16 protein-coding genes are annotated in these 16,157 nt (G+C 64.1%); 6 read left to right on the forward strand and 10 right to left on the reverse strand.

The annotated features are described in order from the left end of the window. Positions 1-4 precede the first annotated feature (4 nt). The 10 genes from ssuC to AC0L3U_RS10990 all read right to left on the reverse strand — a co-directional run bounded on the left by ssuC (position 5) and on the right by AC0L3U_RS10990 (position 10,563). Entirely contained in the window at positions 5-811 is an 807-nt protein-coding gene (gene ssuC / locus AC0L3U_RS10945) for an aliphatic sulfonate ABC transporter permease SsuC (RefSeq protein WP_473347608.1), read from the reverse strand. Next, on the reverse strand, positions 808-1,971 hold the full coding sequence (gene ssuD / locus AC0L3U_RS10950; RefSeq protein WP_473361751.1) for an FMNH2-dependent alkanesulfonate monooxygenase: 1,164 nt from the start codon (positions 1,969-1,971) through the stop codon (positions 808-810). The genes ssuC and ssuD overlap by 4 nt, the downstream gene beginning before the upstream one ends. Next, positions 1,968-2,921: a sulfonate ABC transporter substrate-binding protein gene (locus AC0L3U_RS10955; RefSeq protein ID WP_473361752.1), complete on the reverse strand. Its 954-nt coding sequence runs from the start codon at positions 2,919-2,921 to the stop codon at positions 1,968-1,970. Before AC0L3U_RS10955 ends, ssuD begins: the two co-directional genes overlap by 4 nt. A gap of 38 nt (positions 2,922-2,959) precedes the next feature. Continuing rightward, entirely contained in the window at positions 2,960-3,922 is a 963-nt protein-coding gene (locus AC0L3U_RS10960; RefSeq protein ID WP_473361753.1) for a sulfonate ABC transporter substrate-binding protein, read from the reverse strand. Positions 3,923-4,282: 360 nt separating this feature from the next. Then, entirely contained in the window at positions 4,283-5,449 is a 1,167-nt protein-coding gene (locus AC0L3U_RS10965; RefSeq protein ID WP_473361754.1) for a cytochrome P450, read from the reverse strand. Between the two features lie 77 nt (positions 5,450-5,526). Continuing rightward, positions 5,527-6,315: a helix-turn-helix transcriptional regulator gene (locus AC0L3U_RS10970; protein WP_473361755.1), complete on the reverse strand. Its 789-nt coding sequence runs from the start codon at positions 6,313-6,315 to the stop codon at positions 5,527-5,529. A 117-nt stretch (positions 6,316-6,432) separates the two neighbouring features. After that, the gene (locus AC0L3U_RS10975; protein WP_473361756.1) at positions 6,433-6,792 is read right to left on the reverse strand and encodes a DUF2200 domain-containing protein; all 360 of its coding nucleotides are present in this window, start codon (positions 6,790-6,792) and stop codon (positions 6,433-6,435) included. Between the two features lie 40 nt (positions 6,793-6,832). Next, positions 6,833-8,038 (reverse strand): LLM class flavin-dependent oxidoreductase, encoded by a 1,206-nt coding sequence (locus AC0L3U_RS10980; protein ID WP_473361757.1) that lies wholly within the window; start codon positions 8,036-8,038, stop codon positions 6,833-6,835. A 71-nt stretch (positions 8,039-8,109) separates the two neighbouring features. Continuing rightward, positions 8,110-9,348 (reverse strand): acyltransferase family protein, encoded by a 1,239-nt coding sequence (locus AC0L3U_RS10985; RefSeq protein ID WP_473361758.1) that lies wholly within the window; start codon positions 9,346-9,348, stop codon positions 8,110-8,112. 87 nt (positions 9,349-9,435) lie between these two features. Beyond that, complete coding sequence (locus AC0L3U_RS10990; RefSeq protein WP_456768094.1) at positions 9,436-10,563, reverse strand: AraC family transcriptional regulator; 1,128 nt, start codon at positions 10,561-10,563, stop codon at positions 9,436-9,438. Positions 10,564-10,769: 206 nt separating this feature from the next. Between AC0L3U_RS10990 and napE the strand changes: the two genes are divergently transcribed. The 6 genes from napE to AC0L3U_RS11020 all read left to right on the forward strand — a co-directional run bounded on the left by napE (position 10,770) and on the right by AC0L3U_RS11020 (position 16,146). Then, entirely contained in the window at positions 10,770-10,955 is a 186-nt protein-coding gene (napE, locus tag AC0L3U_RS10995) for a periplasmic nitrate reductase, NapE protein (RefSeq protein ID WP_063994830.1), read from the forward strand. A 25-nt stretch (positions 10,956-10,980) separates the two neighbouring features. Then, entirely contained in the window at positions 10,981-11,295 is a 315-nt protein-coding gene (locus AC0L3U_RS11000; protein WP_473361759.1) for a chaperone NapD, read from the forward strand. Positions 11,296-11,311: 16 nt separating this feature from the next. After that, positions 11,312-13,825, forward strand: coding sequence for a nitrate reductase catalytic subunit NapA (napA, locus tag AC0L3U_RS11005; RefSeq protein ID WP_473361760.1), 2,514 nt, complete (start codon positions 11,312-11,314; stop codon positions 13,823-13,825). Beyond that, positions 13,822-14,292, forward strand: coding sequence for a nitrate reductase cytochrome c-type subunit (locus AC0L3U_RS11010; protein ID WP_473361761.1), 471 nt, complete (start codon positions 13,822-13,824; stop codon positions 14,290-14,292). Before napA ends, AC0L3U_RS11010 begins: the two co-directional genes overlap by 4 nt. Further along, a complete protein-coding gene (locus AC0L3U_RS11015; RefSeq protein WP_027570412.1) occupies positions 14,289-14,942 on the forward strand; it encodes a NapC/NirT family cytochrome c in 654 nt (217 codons plus the stop codon). The genes AC0L3U_RS11010 and AC0L3U_RS11015 overlap by 4 nt, the downstream gene beginning before the upstream one ends. Positions 14,943-15,030: 88 nt before the next feature. Next, a complete protein-coding gene (locus AC0L3U_RS11020) occupies positions 15,031-16,146 on the forward strand; it encodes an ATP-dependent DNA helicase (RefSeq protein WP_007596183.1) in 1,116 nt (371 codons plus the stop codon). Positions 16,147-16,157: the final 11 nt, after the last annotated feature.

Below are 16,157 nucleotides of genomic sequence, written 5' to 3' on the forward strand. Positions count from 1 at the left end.
TTGCTCAGCGTTTCCAATAAGCGGGGTGCCAGGAGAGCGTCAGGCGCTCCAGCACGCGGGAGGCGCTGTCAGCGAGCTTGCCGAGCAGCGCGTAGATCAGGATCGAGAGCACCACGACGTCGATCAGCATGAACTCGCGCGCCTGCATCGCCATGTAGCCGAGGCCCGAGGACGCCGCGATGGTCTCGGCGACGATCAGGGTCAGCCACATGATGCCGAGTGCGAACCGGATGCCGACGAAGATCGAAGGCAGCGCGCCCGGGAAGATCACGCGGCGGAACAGCTCGCCGTCAGTCATGCCGTAGATCCGCCCCATCTCGATCAGCTGCGGGTCGACGGTGCGGATACCGTGCAGCGTGTTGAGGTAGATCGGGAAGAACACGCCGAGCGCGACCAAAAACAGCTTCGCGCTTTCGTCGATGCCGAACCACAAAATGACGAGCGGGATCAGCGCCAGATGCGGCACGTTGCGCACCATCTGCAACGTGGTGTCGGTGAGCTTTGACGATAGCTGTGACAGGCCGTTGGCGAGGCCGAAGGCGAAGCCGATGCTGCCGCCGATCAGGAAGCCGATCGAGGCGCGCCAGAACGAGACCCAGATGTTGCGCACGAGCTCGCCGGACAGCAGCAGCTTCCAGCCCGCAAGCAAGACGTCGCTCGGCGCTGGCAACACCCGCGTCGGCACGAAGCCAGTGACGCTGGCAACCTGCCAGATCGCGATGATGGCGAGCGGCACGATCCACTGGATCAGGCCGTCGACGCGCGGCAGGCGCAAACTGCGCGGGAGTGAAACGCTGTCGATCAGGCTCATGATTGCGACATCTGCTGCTGCGGACGATAATCGCTGCCGACCGTTTCACCAAAAGGGCCACCGTTGAAGTGAAGCCTGGTCACGTTGCTGGGCTGCTCCAGCGAGAGCAGCGGGAACACCAGCTCGGCGAAACGATAGGCTTCCTCCAGATGCGGGTAGCCCGACATGATGAAGGTATCGATGCCAATGTCCTGATACTCCTTGATGCGGGCCGCGACCGTCTGGGCGTCGCCGACCAGCGCCGTGCCGGCGCCGCCACGCACGAGACCGACACCGGCCCACAGGTTCGGGGCGATCTCGAGCCTGTCGCGCTTGCCGCCATGGAGCTGCGCCATGCGCTGCTGGCCGACCGAATCCATCCGCGCAAAGTTCTTCTGCGCGGTCGCGATGGTCTCGTCGCTGACATGCTTGATCAGCTCGGTGGCCGCACGCCAGGCCGCGTCATTGGTGTCGCGGACAATCACGTGGAGCCGGATGCCGAAGGATAGTTTTCGACCACGCGCAGCGGCGACCTCCCTCACCTTCGCGATCTTCTCCGCGACCAAGGCCGGCGGCTCGCCCCAGGTCAGATATTTGTCGACGGTGTCGACGGCGACATCGATGCCGGCATCCGACGAGCCGCCGAAATAGAGCGGCGGACGCGGCGACTGAACCGGAGGAAACAGCAGCTTGCCGCCTTCGACATGAATGTGCTTGCCCTCGACGTTGACGGTCTTGCCGGCGAGCAGCTCGCTATAGACGCTGAGGAACTCGCGGGTCACCTCGTAGCGCTCGTCATGAGCGAGGAAGATGCCGTCGCCCTTGTTCTCGACGGGATCGCCGCCGGTGACGACGTTGACCAGGAGCCGGCCGTTGGTGATGCGGTCGAGCGTCGCGGTCATGCGCGCGGCCACGCTCGGCGATTGCAGGCCGGGCCTGACCGCCACGAGATAGCGCAGCCGCTCGGTGAACGGCGCGACCGAGGAGGCGACGATCCAGGAATCCTCGCAAGACCGCCCGGTCGGCAGCAGCACGCCGAAATAGCCGAGCTGGTCGGCGGCCTGCGCGATCTGGCGCAGATAGTTGAAATTGACCTCGCGGCCGCCGATGCCGGTGCCGAGATAACGGCCGTCGCCGTGGGTCGGCAGGAACCAGAGGATGTTGCTCTTGGATTGGCTCATGAACCTGGCCTCCGCGCCACGTCGGAAATCTTGATGGATTTGGGGATCAGGTTGAGCGCGAAGAACGCGTCCGCAACCTGTTGCTGATCGGCGATGACGGCATCGGTCAGCGGCTTGATGCCGTAGGATTGGCGCTTCAGCGCGACCTCGACCACCGGAACTGACAGGCCGATCGACGGCGCCAGCTGCTCGGCAACCGCGTGGATGTCGCCCTTGGCCCAATCATCGACCGCGCTCAGCTCGGCCAGCACGGCGTCGACAATGTCAGGATTGGCTTCGAGGAATTTCTTCGAGGAAAAATAGAACTGGTAGTTGGCGACGATGTCGGTGCCGTCAGCGAGCGTGCGAGCACCGGTGGCGGCTTCCGCGGCGGCCTGGAACGGGTCCCAGATCACCCAGGCATCGACCGCGCCGCGCTCGAACGCGGCGCGCGCATCAGCTGGCGCCAGAAACACCGGCTCGATCTCGGAATATTTGACGCCGGCTTTCTCCAGCGCCTTGACCAGGAGGTAATGGACATTGGAGCCCTTGTTGAGCGCGACCTTCTTGCCTTTGAGGTCGGCGACCGATTTCAGCGGGCTGTCTTTCGGCACCAGGATCGCCTCGCCCTTCGGCGCCGGCGGCTCGTAGGCGACATACTGGATCGGCGCGCCGGCGGCCTGCGCGAAGATCGGCGGGGCTTCGCCGGTGTTGCCGAAATCGATCGCGCCGACATTGAGCGCTTCGAGCAGCGGCGGACCGGAGGGGAATTCGGTCCACACCACCTTGTAGCCCTCGGCAGCTAACTTCGGCTCCAGCGTGCCCTTGCTCTTGAGCAGCACCAGCTTGCCGTATTTCTGGTAGCCGATGCGGACCACCTTGTCCTGACCGTAGGAGGTGCCGACCGCGGCGGCGACGATACCGATCGACAGCACGATGGCCGCGATCAGACGCTGGATGATACGCCTCATGTTCAAACCCTTTTTAATGGGAAGGCTGGTGGGCACGATCAGGCTGCCGGGTTGCGCCAGACGATGTCGCGGATCACGATCGGCTTCGGGATCAGGCCGAGCTTGTGGAAGCGGTCGGCGACGCCCTGCTGCGTCGTGACGACGTCGTCGGTGACCGGGCCGACCACGAAATTCGCGCGATTGGCGGCGAGGGTCTGGATGTCCAACGGGACGCCGGTGATCGCGGCGAGCGATTTCGCGACCTCGTCGCGGTGCTGTTCGGCCCATTGACCGGCGGCGGTCGTCACATCGATGATCTGTTGCAGGATGGCGCCGTGATTCCTCGCGAAATCGCGGTTGGCGATGAAGAAGGAATTGGTCTTGGTGATTTCGCGCGCATTGATCAGGATGCGGCCGCCCTGCTTGGTCTCGCCGATCGCGAAGTAAGGATCCCAGATCGCCCATGCCTCGATGCTGCCATTAGCAAAGGCCGGCCCGGCATCCGGCGGCGTCAGATAGACCGGCGTGATGTCGGCATAGGTGAGGCCCGCTTTCTCCAGCGTCTGCACCACCATGTTGTGGGCGCTGGAGCCCTTGGTGAAGCCGACGCGCTTGCCCTTCAGGTCAGCGATGCCGCGGATCGGCGAGTCCTTCGGCACCAGAATGCCCTGCCCGTTGGTGATGGGCTGGCCGGCGGCATAGACGATCGCCGCGCCCGCGGCCTGGGCGAACACCGGCGGGGAATCGCCGACCGCGCCGAAATCGACGCTGCCGACATTCATCGCCTCCATCATCGGAGGTCCCGACGAGAACTCGACCCATTTCACGTCGATGCCCAAGGGCGCGAAATGTTTTTCCAGGGCGGCCTGCTGACGCGTGATAACCAGCACGCCGGTCTTCTGGTAGCCGATACGAATTTCCTTCACAGCGCCTTGTGACGCTGCTTGCGCGTTGGCATGCGAAGCGAATGCGGCGACTGCCGCAGTTCCAACGGATAGTTTGAGAAAGTCCCGACGTTGCATCCGACACTCCCGGCCGCGTGCGGCCGTCCCTCATTCGTGTTCGGGAATGATGGTGCGGCTTATCGGAGGTGTCGAGACGCGCGGAAAAATAGCGATGCAAGCACTGCAGGCGTGGCAGAGCGCATGATTAATCTTTCAATCCATTGAGCGAATGCAGGGGATATTTTTCCGCACGCGAATGTGAAAAACGCACGCGCCAGACCGAGAATAAAAAAAATCGCGAAAACAACCCCATGCACAGTAGCCGGGGCGTGCGAAAACAATGACTTACGCCTTATCCGAAATTGCTTTGACTCGTCGGGCAAAACAGGAGCAGGATGGCATCATGGCGGCGTTGCGGATGGACCGGTCCCTGCCGGCCTAATGCAGCCACCTCACCGGCAGATTTTGCAGCCCGCGAAAGGCCCAGCCGCCGATCCGCACCGGTTCGTCGTCGGCGATCTCGAGCCGGCCGGCACGGGCGAACAAGGTCGGCAGTGCGACGTCGGCGATCATGGCGCGCGAGGCCCAGGCACCGGCGCAGAAATGCGGGCCGGCGCCGAACGCGACGCTCTTGGCCGTATCACGCCGCACGTCGAACTGGTCGGCGCGCTCAAAATGCTTCTCGTCGCGGTTGGCGGAGCCGAACATGAGGAACACCCGCTCATCGGTTTCGAACGCGACGTCGCGGATGGTCCACGGCTTTGCGATGCGTCGCGGCGACATGCCGATCGGCGAGATCCAGCGGGCATATTCCTCGAAGGCCTGCAGCCACGTCACCTCGCCCTTGCGCACGAGATCGAGCTGGTCGGGATGGCTCAGCAACGCCCACACCGTGCCGGCGATCGCCTTGCGCGGCTCGTTTTGGCCACCGGAGATCGCGAGTTTCACGTTGGCGCGCACGCTCTCCATCGCCATGCCCGAGGCGAGCAGCACGCCGAGGATGCTCTGGTCGGGATGCTTGCGCATCACCGGCAGGATGTCGTCGATCGCCGCATCGATGCCCGATGTCGCCGCATGGCAACGCGCCTCGACGGCTGCGTCGCCGCTGTAATTGGCGATGCCCTCGATCATGCCCTGTGACCAGGCGTCCATATCCGCAAAGCCGATATTGGTGAGGCCGGTGATCGACTTCAGGCATTCGCCGGAGAACGGCAACGCGAAGTCGCGCATGAAATCGATCCGCCCGGGCTCGATCGCGTCGATGATGCGGTCGGCATGGGCCTGGAACAGCGCGGCCCAGTGGGCCTTCACCGTCTTCGGCGACACCGTCGGAAACATCGCGCGGCGCTCGACCTGGTGCGCCTCGCCATCCTTGCGCATCATGTTGTGGCCCATCAGCCGGTTCATCAGGCCCGCGGGCTGGTGCGAGGAGAACACGTCGATCTGCTTCTCGGAGATCGAGATATCGTCGCGGCTCGTCAGCAGCGTCGAGCCGAGCTGCGGCACGAAGGCGATTGGCGCCTCCTTGCGCATTGTCGCGAGCATCGGGTAGGGGTCGGCCCAGAATGAGGCCGGGTCGATGTCGATGCGCGGCGCGGTGCTCAAGCTTCGCTCCATTGCTGATCACCGCCAACGTTAGCGGCTTCAGGAGGCGCCGTCTGTCCCCAGCGATTGGGACAGCTTCAGTTCAGGCCGCGCGGGCCGGCGAGCAGGCGCAGCACGATCGCAAACAGCTCGCTCTGTGACGAGATGCCGAGCCGCTCATAGGCGCGCTTGCGGTACGTCAGCGTCGAATGCAGGCTGATGCCGAGCGCCTGCGAGATCGCCTCGGAGCTGAAGCCGGAGAGGATGCGCCGGCAAACGTCCTGCTCGCGCGGGGTGAGGCTGGCGAGCGGCGCGCGCGTCGCGAAGAGCGCGGCGAGAGACTGCTCGGTCGTCGCCGCCGAGCCGTGCTGGAAATGGCGCGCCACGCTCGCACTGATGGCGGGTGCGATGGCCTCAAGCCGCGCACGCTGGGCGTCGCTGAAGCGGCCCTGGACGGCGATGCGATAGAAATTGACGTAGAAGCAGGTGTCGTCGACCCAGATCGCGGTCGCGCATTTGTCGACGATGCCGGAATCCACAAAGAACATTTTGCGGTAGCGGGCGCCGTACATGCGCGGCGCGAAGGCGGGCAGCACGAGCGTCGCGCGGCCCTCGCCTTCGAACAGCGCATCGCGGTTGGGATCGGATTGGTGGAACTGCCCGGCATAGGCGGCGCCGAGATCGCCGCCGATCGGGATGTTGCCGGCGTCGAGCAGGCAGTGTGCAGCGCCCGCGCGGCTCAGCGCGAACACCATGCAATGCCCGACCCCGGCCTGCCGGCGCAGTGTATCGATCAGGATATCAGGGAAATCCGGGCGACCGATGGCGAGCACCGCGGGCGTGACATCGCCGGTTGCCGGATTTGCGGGCGTCCCGTGAGGGCGCATCGTTTTCTCCCCATCGCCTTTTGACGAAATTTATCAGCAATGGCCGCGCAGCGGAAGGCGGGTGTCGCCGGATATCTGCCGTAACGTCGCCAAGCCAGGCGGACGAAGGATGACCCCTCAGTCAGCACTTGTCCGCAAAATCTTGTCCATTGCTTTTCCCTTGGCCAGCTCATCGATCAGCTTGTCCAGGTAGCGGATCTCTCGCATCGTCGGCTCTTTGACATCCTCGACCCGGACGCCGCAAACCACGCCTTTGATCAGGGCTCGCGAAGGATTGATCTTGGGGGCTTTCGCAAAGAAGGTTTCGAAGTCCGTCCGCTGTTCCAGTTGGGCTTCCAGCTCCTTCTGACCATAGCCTGTCAACCAGGAGATGACCTGATCGACCTCTGCTTTGGTGCGTCCTTTCTTCTCCGCCTTCGCAACGTAAAGCGGGTAAACGCTTGCGAAGCTGGTGGTGTAGATCCGGTGTTTTGTCATGAGCACTCCGGGATCGCTTGTTGCGGGATGTGACAACACCTTACCCCGCCGCCGCCTTTGCCGGCGCCACGCTGACGGCGAGCTTGCCGTAGCGGTCGGTGAACGCCTCGGTGTCGATTTCCTCGAGCTTGATCTCGCCGCTCATGACGCCTTGCTTCCACGCCGCCTGCGCCGGATCGTTCTGGAATTCCGGCATCACCTCGCGGCCGAACAGCTCCAGCGATTCGCAGATGTGCTCGTGGCTGTTCTTGCCCGCCTGGTTCAGCAGGATGACCTGGTCGATGTGCGAGCCCTGGAACCGCTTCAGCTTCCTGCGGATGGTCTCGGGCGAGCCGATCAAACCGCCGCGCAGCGCGGCCTCCTGCGCCTCCGGATTGTCGCGTTTCCACTTGTTGTACTCGTCCCACATGTTGACGGTGTAGGGCGCCGGACGCTGGCGGTTCTGCGAGGCGCCGTAGAAGCGCAACGCGAACTGGAAGAAGGTGGCGCCGTCGGCACGGGCGCGGGCCTCCTCGTCCGTCTTCGCGCACATGAAGAACGACACCAGCGCCATGTTCGGATTGATCTCGTAGTCGGCGAGCTTGGCGAGACGCTTGGTCATGGCGTTGTAATAGGCGTGCACCCAGGCGTGCGCGGCATCCGCGCTAACGAACTGGAAACCGAGCGCGCCAAAGCCGTGCCGTCCCGCGCGTTCGATGGTCGGCAATTGCGAGCAGGCCATCCACAGCGGCGGATGCGGCTTCTGCACCGGTTTCGGCACGACGTTGCGCAAGGGGATGTCGAAATATTTGCCGTGATGCTCGCTGCCCGCGTCCTTGAACATCGGGAAGATCGCGGCGACGGCTTCCTCGAACACCTCTTTCTTGGTCTCCATGTCGCGGCCGAACGGTGTGAGCTCGGTGATGGATGCGCTCTCGCCCATGCCGAATTCGCAGCGGCCGTTGGAGAGCAGGTCGAGCACCGCGATGCGCTCGGCGACCCGCGCCGGATGGTTGGTGGTGAGCTGGAGGATGCCGTGGCCGAGCCGAATGTTCCTGGTGCGCTGGCTTGCGGCTGCGAGAAACGATTCCGGCGAGGGCGAGTGCGAGTATTCTTCGAGAAAGTGGTGCTCGACGACCCAGGCGTGGTCGTAGCCGAGCTGGTCTGCGAGTTCCATCTGCGAGAGCGCGTTCTGGTAGAGGCTGAGTTCGTCGCCTGCCACCCAGGGACGTGGCAGTTGCAGCTCATAGAAGATGCCGAACTTCATGACGCCTCTCCCAAGTGTTTTTGCCGCTCATATTTTTGTTGCGGGCATCTTAATGGGTGGGGCGGCGCTGTCTACGCAGTCGCAATTCCGCCTTGCGGGAGAAGGTGCTTTTCGGCGCGGCGGCCATTGAGGACCACACCGATCAAGGTGAAGCGGACCAGCAGATGATAGCTCGCCAGCATCGGAGGAAGCGCGACGATCAGAATGATCGCGAACTTGATCAGCCCGGGCCAGTCGAGCTGCGACAGCGCGACCTGCAGCGCCATCACGATCGGCAGGTGGATCAGATAGAGCCAGTAGGATGCATCCGCGAGGTAGCGCCACGTCCGACTGAAGCCTGACATGAAGCGGAGGGCGAGGCCGAGGACCGCGAATGTGGACACCCAAATCGCCGGTGCATAGAGGATGGCGGAGATCAGCCTGAGCGTGGCGAAGCTGACCGGCAGTTTCGGTGCGACAGGCGACGACAGCATCACGCCTGACAACGCGAAGCTGACCAGGATCAGGCCGAGCGCGAGCAGGACATGCGTCAGCCAGCGTCGCTCGATGAGCCGCAACAGATCGATCTGCCGATGCAGGAGCCAGCCGACGCCGAATGCGGTGCCGAAGCCGATCCAGGCCTGCGCATTGGTGATGAGCGATTGATCCGGCGTCCTCACGCCCATCACGTTGATCCATCGTGGGTCGAGGCAGAAGGCGATGCCGATCGGGATTGCCAGAACCAGGGGAGCCAGCGAATTTCGCATGATCCGCGCGAAGACACGGTCAAACACTGTGCGTAGCGAACCTGATGCATCAAGCCAGACCATTGCACCGCGCAGCAGCAGCATCGCGACATAGAGCTCCAGCAGCACATACAGAAACCAGAGGTGGGTCAGGGGGAACTTGGGCAATGCCGGCAGCCAGCCGGACGTGGGGTGGATCGGACCGCCATTTGGAAAGTGAGATGCCCAGATCACGATCAGAGCGATCGGCATGAACACGAGCGGCCAGCCGATCACCAACGGCAGGCCGATCCGCTGCAGCCTGTCGCTGACGAAGCCCCAACTCCCCCGGCGCTGAAAGCTCATGCGGGCAAAGAAGCCGGCCATCAGGAAGAAGGTCGTCATCCGGAAGACGTGGATCGTAAAGGACAGCAGGCCCAGAGCGACACTTGGATGGGTATCCTGGATGATCCAGAACCGGGGCGAGGCCGGCACAAACGACAATGTCGCGTGCAGGACGATGCCGAGCAGCAGGGCGCTACCCCTGACTGCGTCGAGAGCATGGAGCCTCTCCGATACAGGGGCGGCGGCGGTCGGGTGGGACATGGATAGGCTCGTTCCGGCTGGATGGGAGTTTATGCTGGACGGTCTAACCAATCGGCACAGCGCGTTCTCGCCTGATCCAAAAATCGGCTAGCCGATTTCGCGGCGCGGCTGGCTGAGTTCGGCGCTGTCGGGCCTGCTCAGCGCCTCACGCCGGAATTCGGTCGGAGTCATGCCGGTCTCCGCCTTGAACGCGCGATTGAAAGGCCCGATTGACTGGAAGCCCGCATCCATGGCGATGGTCAGCACCGGGACCTCCCGTTGCATCACGTCGGACAGCGCCAGCCTGGCGTCCTCGATGCGGTAGCGATTGAGGAAAGCATTGAAGTTGCGATAGCCCAGCCCTTCATTGATCGCCTGGCGCAGCCGGTGCTCGGGAACATCGAGCCGCGCCGCGAGCGCTCCGATCGCAAGGCCTTCCTGGCGGTAGGTTCGCTCCACCGTCATCAGATGATCAAGGCGCCGGAGCAGGATCGGGTCGACGACCACCCGCCCCGCGGCGGCGCGATCGGCGACCCGGGCTTGCCTTCCCGTCTCGCCGGATGCGATCGCGGCCGTGGCCTCATCGACGGCCATCGCCGGCGCGCTGAACAGGCCGATGGCGGCAAGCATGGCCACCACGAACAGCCCGAGCGCGGTCGGAAGACTGCCGGGCGCACCGGGAACCGCGACGGGAATTGCGGCGAAGCCGGCGACGGCGACGGTCGCGATAAGCACGACATTGATCGCAAGCATCGCCAGCCGCAGTCGGCGTCGCCGCGCGACCAGATCGGCGCGCCAGGTCTTGACCGTCTGAATCGCGGCAGCGAGGGCCAGCACGAGGGTGGCCAAAGCCAGGACTCGCCCGCCTGCGCCGGCCAAAGCGGGCCAGTTCGCCCAGCCCAGCGTGATCGCAAACCCGAAAGCCACGATGCTCAGCCACAGAGCGCCGTGCCAACGCCTCAGCACAAAATCGTCGTCGAACGCCGCGCGCGCCCACAGCCAGAAGACCGCAGGCTGCGCGGACAGGATCGGCAACACCCACCACCAAGCCGTTTTGGGGAGGTTGGGCGCCGTCGCGATCGCATAGAACATGCCGCCTGCGCACATCGCGATGCCCAGCAAAGCCTGTTGGCCGGTCGCACGACGCAGCAAGGCCACGAGAACGATCAACAGGAACACGCCGCTCGCCGCGCCGCGAAGTCCGAGATCGATCGCCGTCAGCCCCGTCGCGGTCACAGCTCGTATCCCCGTTCGATGCCAAATTGTCGCATCGCCTTCGCACGGGCACAACCCAAACTTGTGCTTGTGGTCTGGCGGCAGCCAGCATCGCAACTGGACGGATTGATCCAGATCAAGGCGTCAGTGGCCCTGCTGCATCTAAGGTGCGGCAAGGCAACGGCCCGGATGCCGTCCCAATCCCCACATTTCAGACGAGACCGAATATGTCGGCCCCTGACGACGCGACTTCGCGCGTGCGCCGTAAGCGCATGGAGATTTTCGCTTTCCTCTTCCTGACCGCAATCGTGATGCCCGTCCTCGCGGTCGGAACGGTCGGCTCCTACGGGCTCGGCGTCTGGATCTACCAGATGTTCGCCGGCCCTCCCGGCCCGCCGCCCTCCCAGCATTGATCCCTTAAAGCGAAAGACAGGCATCATGGCCGAATCCAAACTCAACCGCCGCGCATTGATCACCGGCCGGGTGCTCAGCGCCGACCGCATCGTCGCGCCGCCCGGTTGCGAAATCGCCAGCATCATCGTGCAGGCGCGCCCCGAGCGTCTGGACCAGCTGGAAGCCGCGATCACCGCCCTTGCCGGCTGCGAGATCCACGGCCGCGACCCGCGTGGCAAGCTCATCGTCGTGACCGAGGCGCCTGATTCCGGCAGCCTCGGCACCCTGCTCAACACCATCCAGTCGCTGCCCGACGTCTATTCGGCGGCGCTGGTCTTTCACGCCATCGAAACGGCTTAAGGCCGGGAGAGTCGTCATGACATCGCCAAAGCTCGACCGCCGCCAGATGCTGAAGCTCGAGGCCGCCGCCATCGCGGCCGCCGCTGCGGGCATGCCGGCACCGGCGCTCGCCGCGAACCTCGTCGCCGAGCGCGACGTGGCCGAACTGAAATGGGACAAGGCCGCCTGCCGCTTCTGCGGTACCGGCTGCTCCGTGATGGTCGCGACCAAGAACAATCGCGTCGTCGCCACCCACGGCGACATCAAGGCCGAGGTCAATCGCGGCCTCAACTGCGTCAAGGGCTATTTCCTCTCCAAGATCATGTACGGCCACGACCGCCTGACGCAGCCGATGCTGCGCAAGACGGCCGGCAAATACGACAAGAACGGCGAATTCACGCCCATCTCCTGGACGGAAGCCTTCGACATCATGGAGGTGAAGTGGAAGGAGGCGATCAAGAAGCGCGGGCCGAACGGCGTCGCCATGTTCGGCTCCGGCCAGTGGACGGTCTGGGAAGGCTATGCGGCCGTGAAGCTGTTCAAGGCCGGCTTCCGCACCAACAATATCGATCCCAATGCGCGCCACTGCATGGCCTCGGCCGTCGCCGGCATGATGCGCACCTTCGGCATCGACGAGCCGGCCGGCTGCTATGACGACATCGAGGCCACCGACGCCTTCGTGCTGTGGGGCTCCAACATGGCGGAGATGCATCCGATCCTGTGGACGCGCCTCGCCGACCGGCGGCTCTCCGCACCGCATGTCCGCGTCGCCGTGCTCTCGACCTTCGAGCACCGCTCGTTCGACCTCGCCGACATCGGCATGGTGTTCAAACCGCAGACCGATCTCTACATTCTCAACGCCATCGCCAACCACATCATCAAGACGGGCCGGGTCAACAAGGACTTCGTTGCCGCGCATACCATCTTCAGGCGCGGCCAGACCGACATTGGTTATGGTTTGAGGCCGGAGCATCCGCTGCAGAAGAAGGCGACGGGCGCGGCGAAGGCCAATGATTCCACCGAGATGAGCTACGACGAGTACGTCAAGTTCGTCTCCGAGTACACGCTGGAGAAGGCGGCGGAGATGTCGGGCGTGCCGCTCAACCGGCTGGAGGCGCTGGCCGAACTCTATGCCGACCCCAAGACCAAGGTGGTCTCGTTCTGGACCATGGGCTTCAACCAGCACACCCGCGGCGTCTGGTGCAACAACCTCGTCTATAACATTCACCTTCTGACCGGAAAGATCTCCTCGCCCGGCAACAGCCCGTTCTCGCTGACCGGCCAGCCCTCGGCCTGCGGCACCGCGCGTGAGGTCGGCACGTTCTCGCACCGCCTGCCGGCCGACATGGTCGTCACCAACAAAGAGCACCGCACCAAGGCCGAGCACATCTGGCAGCTGCCCGAGGGCACCATTCCCGACAAGCCCGGCGCCCACGCCGTGCTGCAAAGCCGGATGCTGAAGGACGGCCTGATCAACGCCTATTGGGTGCAGGTCAACAACAACCTCCAGGCCGGTCCCAACGCCAACGAGGAGACTTATCCAGGCTTCCGCAATCCCGACAATTTCATCGTGGTCTCGGACGCCTATCCGTCGGTGACAGCGCTCGCCGCCGATTTGATCCTGCCGACCGCAATGTGGGTGGAGAAGGAAGGCGCCTACGGCAACGCCGAGCGACGCACGCAATTTTGGCATCAGCTGGTCACTGCACCCGGCGAGTCCAAGTCCGACCTCTGGCAGCTCATGGAGTTCTCCAAGCGCTTCAAGATCGAGGAGGTCTGGCCGGAGGAGCTGATCGCCAAGAAGCCGGACGTGCGCGGCAAGACGCTGTTCGACGTGCTCTACAAGAACGGCCAGGTCGATAAATTCCCGAGTTCGGAGATCGAGGAAGGCTACGCCAACGAGGAGTCCAAGGCATTCGGCTTCTACGTGCAGAAGGGCCTGTTCGAGGAATACGCCGCGTTCGGCCGCGGCCACGGCCACGACCTCGCGCCGTTCGATGTCTATCACCGCGAGCGTGGCCTGCGCTGGCCCGTCGTCAACGGCCAGGAGACGAAATGGCGTTTCCGCGAAGGCAGCGATCCCTACGTCAAGCAGGGCACGGACGTGCAGTTCTACGGCTATCCGGACGGCAAGGGGCGCATCTTCGCACTTCCTTACGAGCCGGCGGCCGAATCCCCCGACAACGAATATCCGTTCTGGCTGTCGACCGGTCGCGTGCTGGAGCATTGGCATTCCGGCACCATGACGCGCCGGGTGCCCGAACTCTATAAGGCGTTCCCCGAGGCCGTGTGCTTCATGCATCCTGACGACGCGCAGGAGGCGAAGATCCGCCGCGGCGACGAGGTGAAGGTGGTCTCCCGCCGCGGCTTCATCCGTGTCCGCGTCGAGACTCGCGGCCGCGACCGGCCGCCGCGTGGCCTCGTATTCGTGCCGTGGTTCGACGAATCCAAGCTGATCAACAAGGTGACGCTGGATGCCACCGATCCGATCTCGCTGCAAACCGATTACAAGAAGTGCGCCGTGCGCATCGAGCGGGTGAACGTGTCATGATGAAACGATTTGGAGTAGCGCTGCTCGCAGTCGTGATCGCAGCCGGCGCGAGTTCGCTGACCGCGCAGACGGTGACGTCAGGCCTGCGCGGCCCGACGCCGCTCAACGACGAAGGGCCGGCGCCGCCGATGCTGCCGAACCGCAACACCTCCGAAAGGGAAGTGCGCAACTATCCGGAACAGCCGCCTGTCATTCCGCATACGATCGACGGCTACCAGATCGACCTCAACGGCAACAAGTGCCTGTCCTGCCATGCACGGGCGCGCATCGCGGAATCGCAGGCGCCGATGGTCTCGATCACCCACTTCATGGATCGCGACGGCCAGTTCCTGGCTTCGATCTCGCCGCGCCGCTTCTTCTGCACGGAATGTCACGTGCCGCAGAACACCGCGACACCGCCCGTCAGCAACGACTTCACCGACATCGACACGCTGCTGTCGCGCGCAAGCCCCGGTGGCCGCCGATGACGACGACCGCTGATGAGCCCGACGAGGGAATGAAGGCCAAACGCGGCTTCGTCGCGCGAAGCTTGGACTTTGCGCGCGAGCTCTGGCAGGTGCTGATCCGTCCGAGCTCGGTGTTCGGGCTCGGCGTGCTGGTGCTGGCGGGCTTCATGGCCGGCGTGATCTTCTGGGGCGGCTTCAACACCGCACTGGAATTGACCAACACCGAAAAATTTTGCACCGGCTGCCACGAGATGAAGGACAACGTCTATGCCGAGCTGAAGTCGACCATCCACTTCGCCAACCGCTCCGGCGTGCGCGCGACCTGTCCGGATTGCCACGTGCCGCACAACTGGACCGACAAGATCGCGCGCAAGATGCAGGCCTCCAAGGAGGTCTGGGGCAAGATCTTCGGCACGATCGACACCCGCGAGAAATTCCAGGATCACCGGCTCGAGCTCGCCGCGCATGAATGGGCACGCTTCAAGTCCAACGATTCGCTGGAATGCCGCAACTGCCACAGCGCCGATTCCATGGACATCACCAAGCAGTCGCCGCGGGCCTCGGTCGCGCATCAGCGCTTCCTGTTCACCAAGGAAAAGACCTGCATCGACTGCCACAAGGGCATTGCCCACCATCTGCCCGACATGCGCGGCGTTCCCGGCTGGCAATAGGCCGCCCCGCCCGGCTTGAACCGGCGGTGCGAATGGTTAGTTTTGGGGCCGGCGAATCGCTCCGTTTCGCCCCCTCCTCAAGACAGACATGGCCACATTCACTCCGCATCAGGATGCCGCGCTCAAGGCCGTTGGCGACTGGCTCAAGGCCAAGCCCGGCCGCAACGGCACGCCGCCGGTGTTCCGCCTGTTCGGCTATGCCGGCACCGGCAAGACCACGCTGGCGCGGCACATCGCCGACGGCGTCGACGGCGAGGTGAAGTTCGCCGCCTTCACCGGCAAGGCGGCGCTGGTCATGCGCAACAAGGGTTGCGACGAAGCCTCCACCATCCATTCGCTGATCTACCGCACCCGCGAATCCGGCGAGGAACAACCGAGCTTCGAGCTGTGGGACGACGCCCCGGCATCCAAAGCCAAGCTGATCGTGATCGACGAATGCTCGATGGTCGACGCCGAATTGGGCCGCGACCTGATGTCGTTCGACTGCCCGCTGCTGGTGCTGGGCGATCCCGCGCAGCTGCCCCCGATCCAGGGCGGCGGCTTCTTCACCAATACCGAGCCCGATGCGATGCTGACCGAGGTGCACCGCCAGGCCCAGGACGACCCGATCGTGCGGATGTCGATGGACGTCCGCGAGGGCCGCGAGCTCGACATCGGCCGTTACGGCGAGAGCGAGGTGGTGTCGCGCAAGGAGCTCGATCCTGATCGCGTCATGGCCGCCGACCAGGTCCTGGTGGGCCGCAACAACACGCGGCGCGCGTACAATATGCGCGTGCGTCAGCGCCAGAACATCGAAGACGTCTTCCCCGTCGCCGGCGACAAGCTGGTCTGCCTGCGCAACAACCGCAAGAAAGGCCTGTTCAACGGCGGGCTGTGGCGCGTCAAGTCGCGCAACACCTCGCGCTCGAAATCCCGCATTCTCAGCATGCGGCTGTCGCCGGACGAGGATCTCGGCCACAAGGTGACCAAGGTCTCGGTGCGTGCCGATTGCTTCGAGGGCGGCGTCGAGGCGATCGCCTGGGAGCAGCGCAAGCCCTATGACGAGTTCGACTACGGCTACGTGCTGACCGTGCACAAATCGCAGGGCTCGCAATGGGACGACGTCGTGCTGTTCGACGAGAGTTTTGCGTTTCAGGAGAGCCGCGCGCGGTGGCTGTACACGGGCATTACGCGAGCGGCGAAGCGGCTGAGCATTGTGGTGTGAGGCTGCCGTAG

The organism is Bradyrhizobium sp. Kon69 (assembly GCF_055807515.1).

Bases quoted from the DNA above. Each gene is read 5' to 3' on its own strand.
- ssuC (WP_473347608.1), bottom strand. From the start codon at position 811: ATGAGCCTGATCGACAGCGTTTCACTCCCGCGCAGTTTGCGCCTGCCG.
- ssuD (WP_473361751.1), bottom strand. From the start codon at position 1,971: ATGAGCCAATCCAAGAGCAACATCCTCTGGTTCCTGCCGACCCACGGC.
- AC0L3U_RS10955 (WP_473361752.1), bottom strand. From the start codon at position 2,921: ATGAGGCGTATCATCCAGCGTCTGATCGCGGCCATCGTGCTGTCGATC.
- AC0L3U_RS10960 (WP_473361753.1), bottom strand. From the start codon at position 3,922: ATGCAACGTCGGGACTTTCTCAAACTATCCGTTGGAACTGCGGCAGTC.
- AC0L3U_RS10970 (WP_473361755.1), bottom strand. From the start codon at position 6,315: ATGCGCCCTCACGGGACGCCCGCAAATCCGGCAACCGGCGATGTCACG.
- AC0L3U_RS10975 (WP_473361756.1), bottom strand. From the start codon at position 6,792: ATGACAAAACACCGGATCTACACCACCAGCTTCGCAAGCGTTTACCCG.
- AC0L3U_RS10980 (WP_473361757.1), bottom strand. From the start codon at position 8,038: ATGAAGTTCGGCATCTTCTATGAGCTGCAACTGCCACGTCCCTGGGTG.
- AC0L3U_RS10985 (WP_473361758.1), bottom strand. From the start codon at position 9,348: ATGTCCCACCCGACCGCCGCCGCCCCTGTATCGGAGAGGCTCCATGCT.
- napE (WP_063994830.1), top strand. From the start codon at position 10,770: ATGTCGGCCCCTGACGACGCGACTTCGCGCGTGCGCCGTAAGCGCATG.
- AC0L3U_RS11000 (WP_473361759.1), top strand. From the start codon at position 10,981: ATGGCCGAATCCAAACTCAACCGCCGCGCATTGATCACCGGCCGGGTG.
- napA (WP_473361760.1), top strand. From the start codon at position 11,312: ATGACATCGCCAAAGCTCGACCGCCGCCAGATGCTGAAGCTCGAGGCC.
- AC0L3U_RS11010 (WP_473361761.1), top strand. From the start codon at position 13,822: ATGATGAAACGATTTGGAGTAGCGCTGCTCGCAGTCGTGATCGCAGCC.
- AC0L3U_RS11015 (WP_027570412.1), top strand. From the start codon at position 14,289: ATGACGACGACCGCTGATGAGCCCGACGAGGGAATGAAGGCCAAACGC.
- AC0L3U_RS11020 (WP_007596183.1), top strand. From the start codon at position 15,031: ATGGCCACATTCACTCCGCATCAGGATGCCGCGCTCAAGGCCGTTGGC.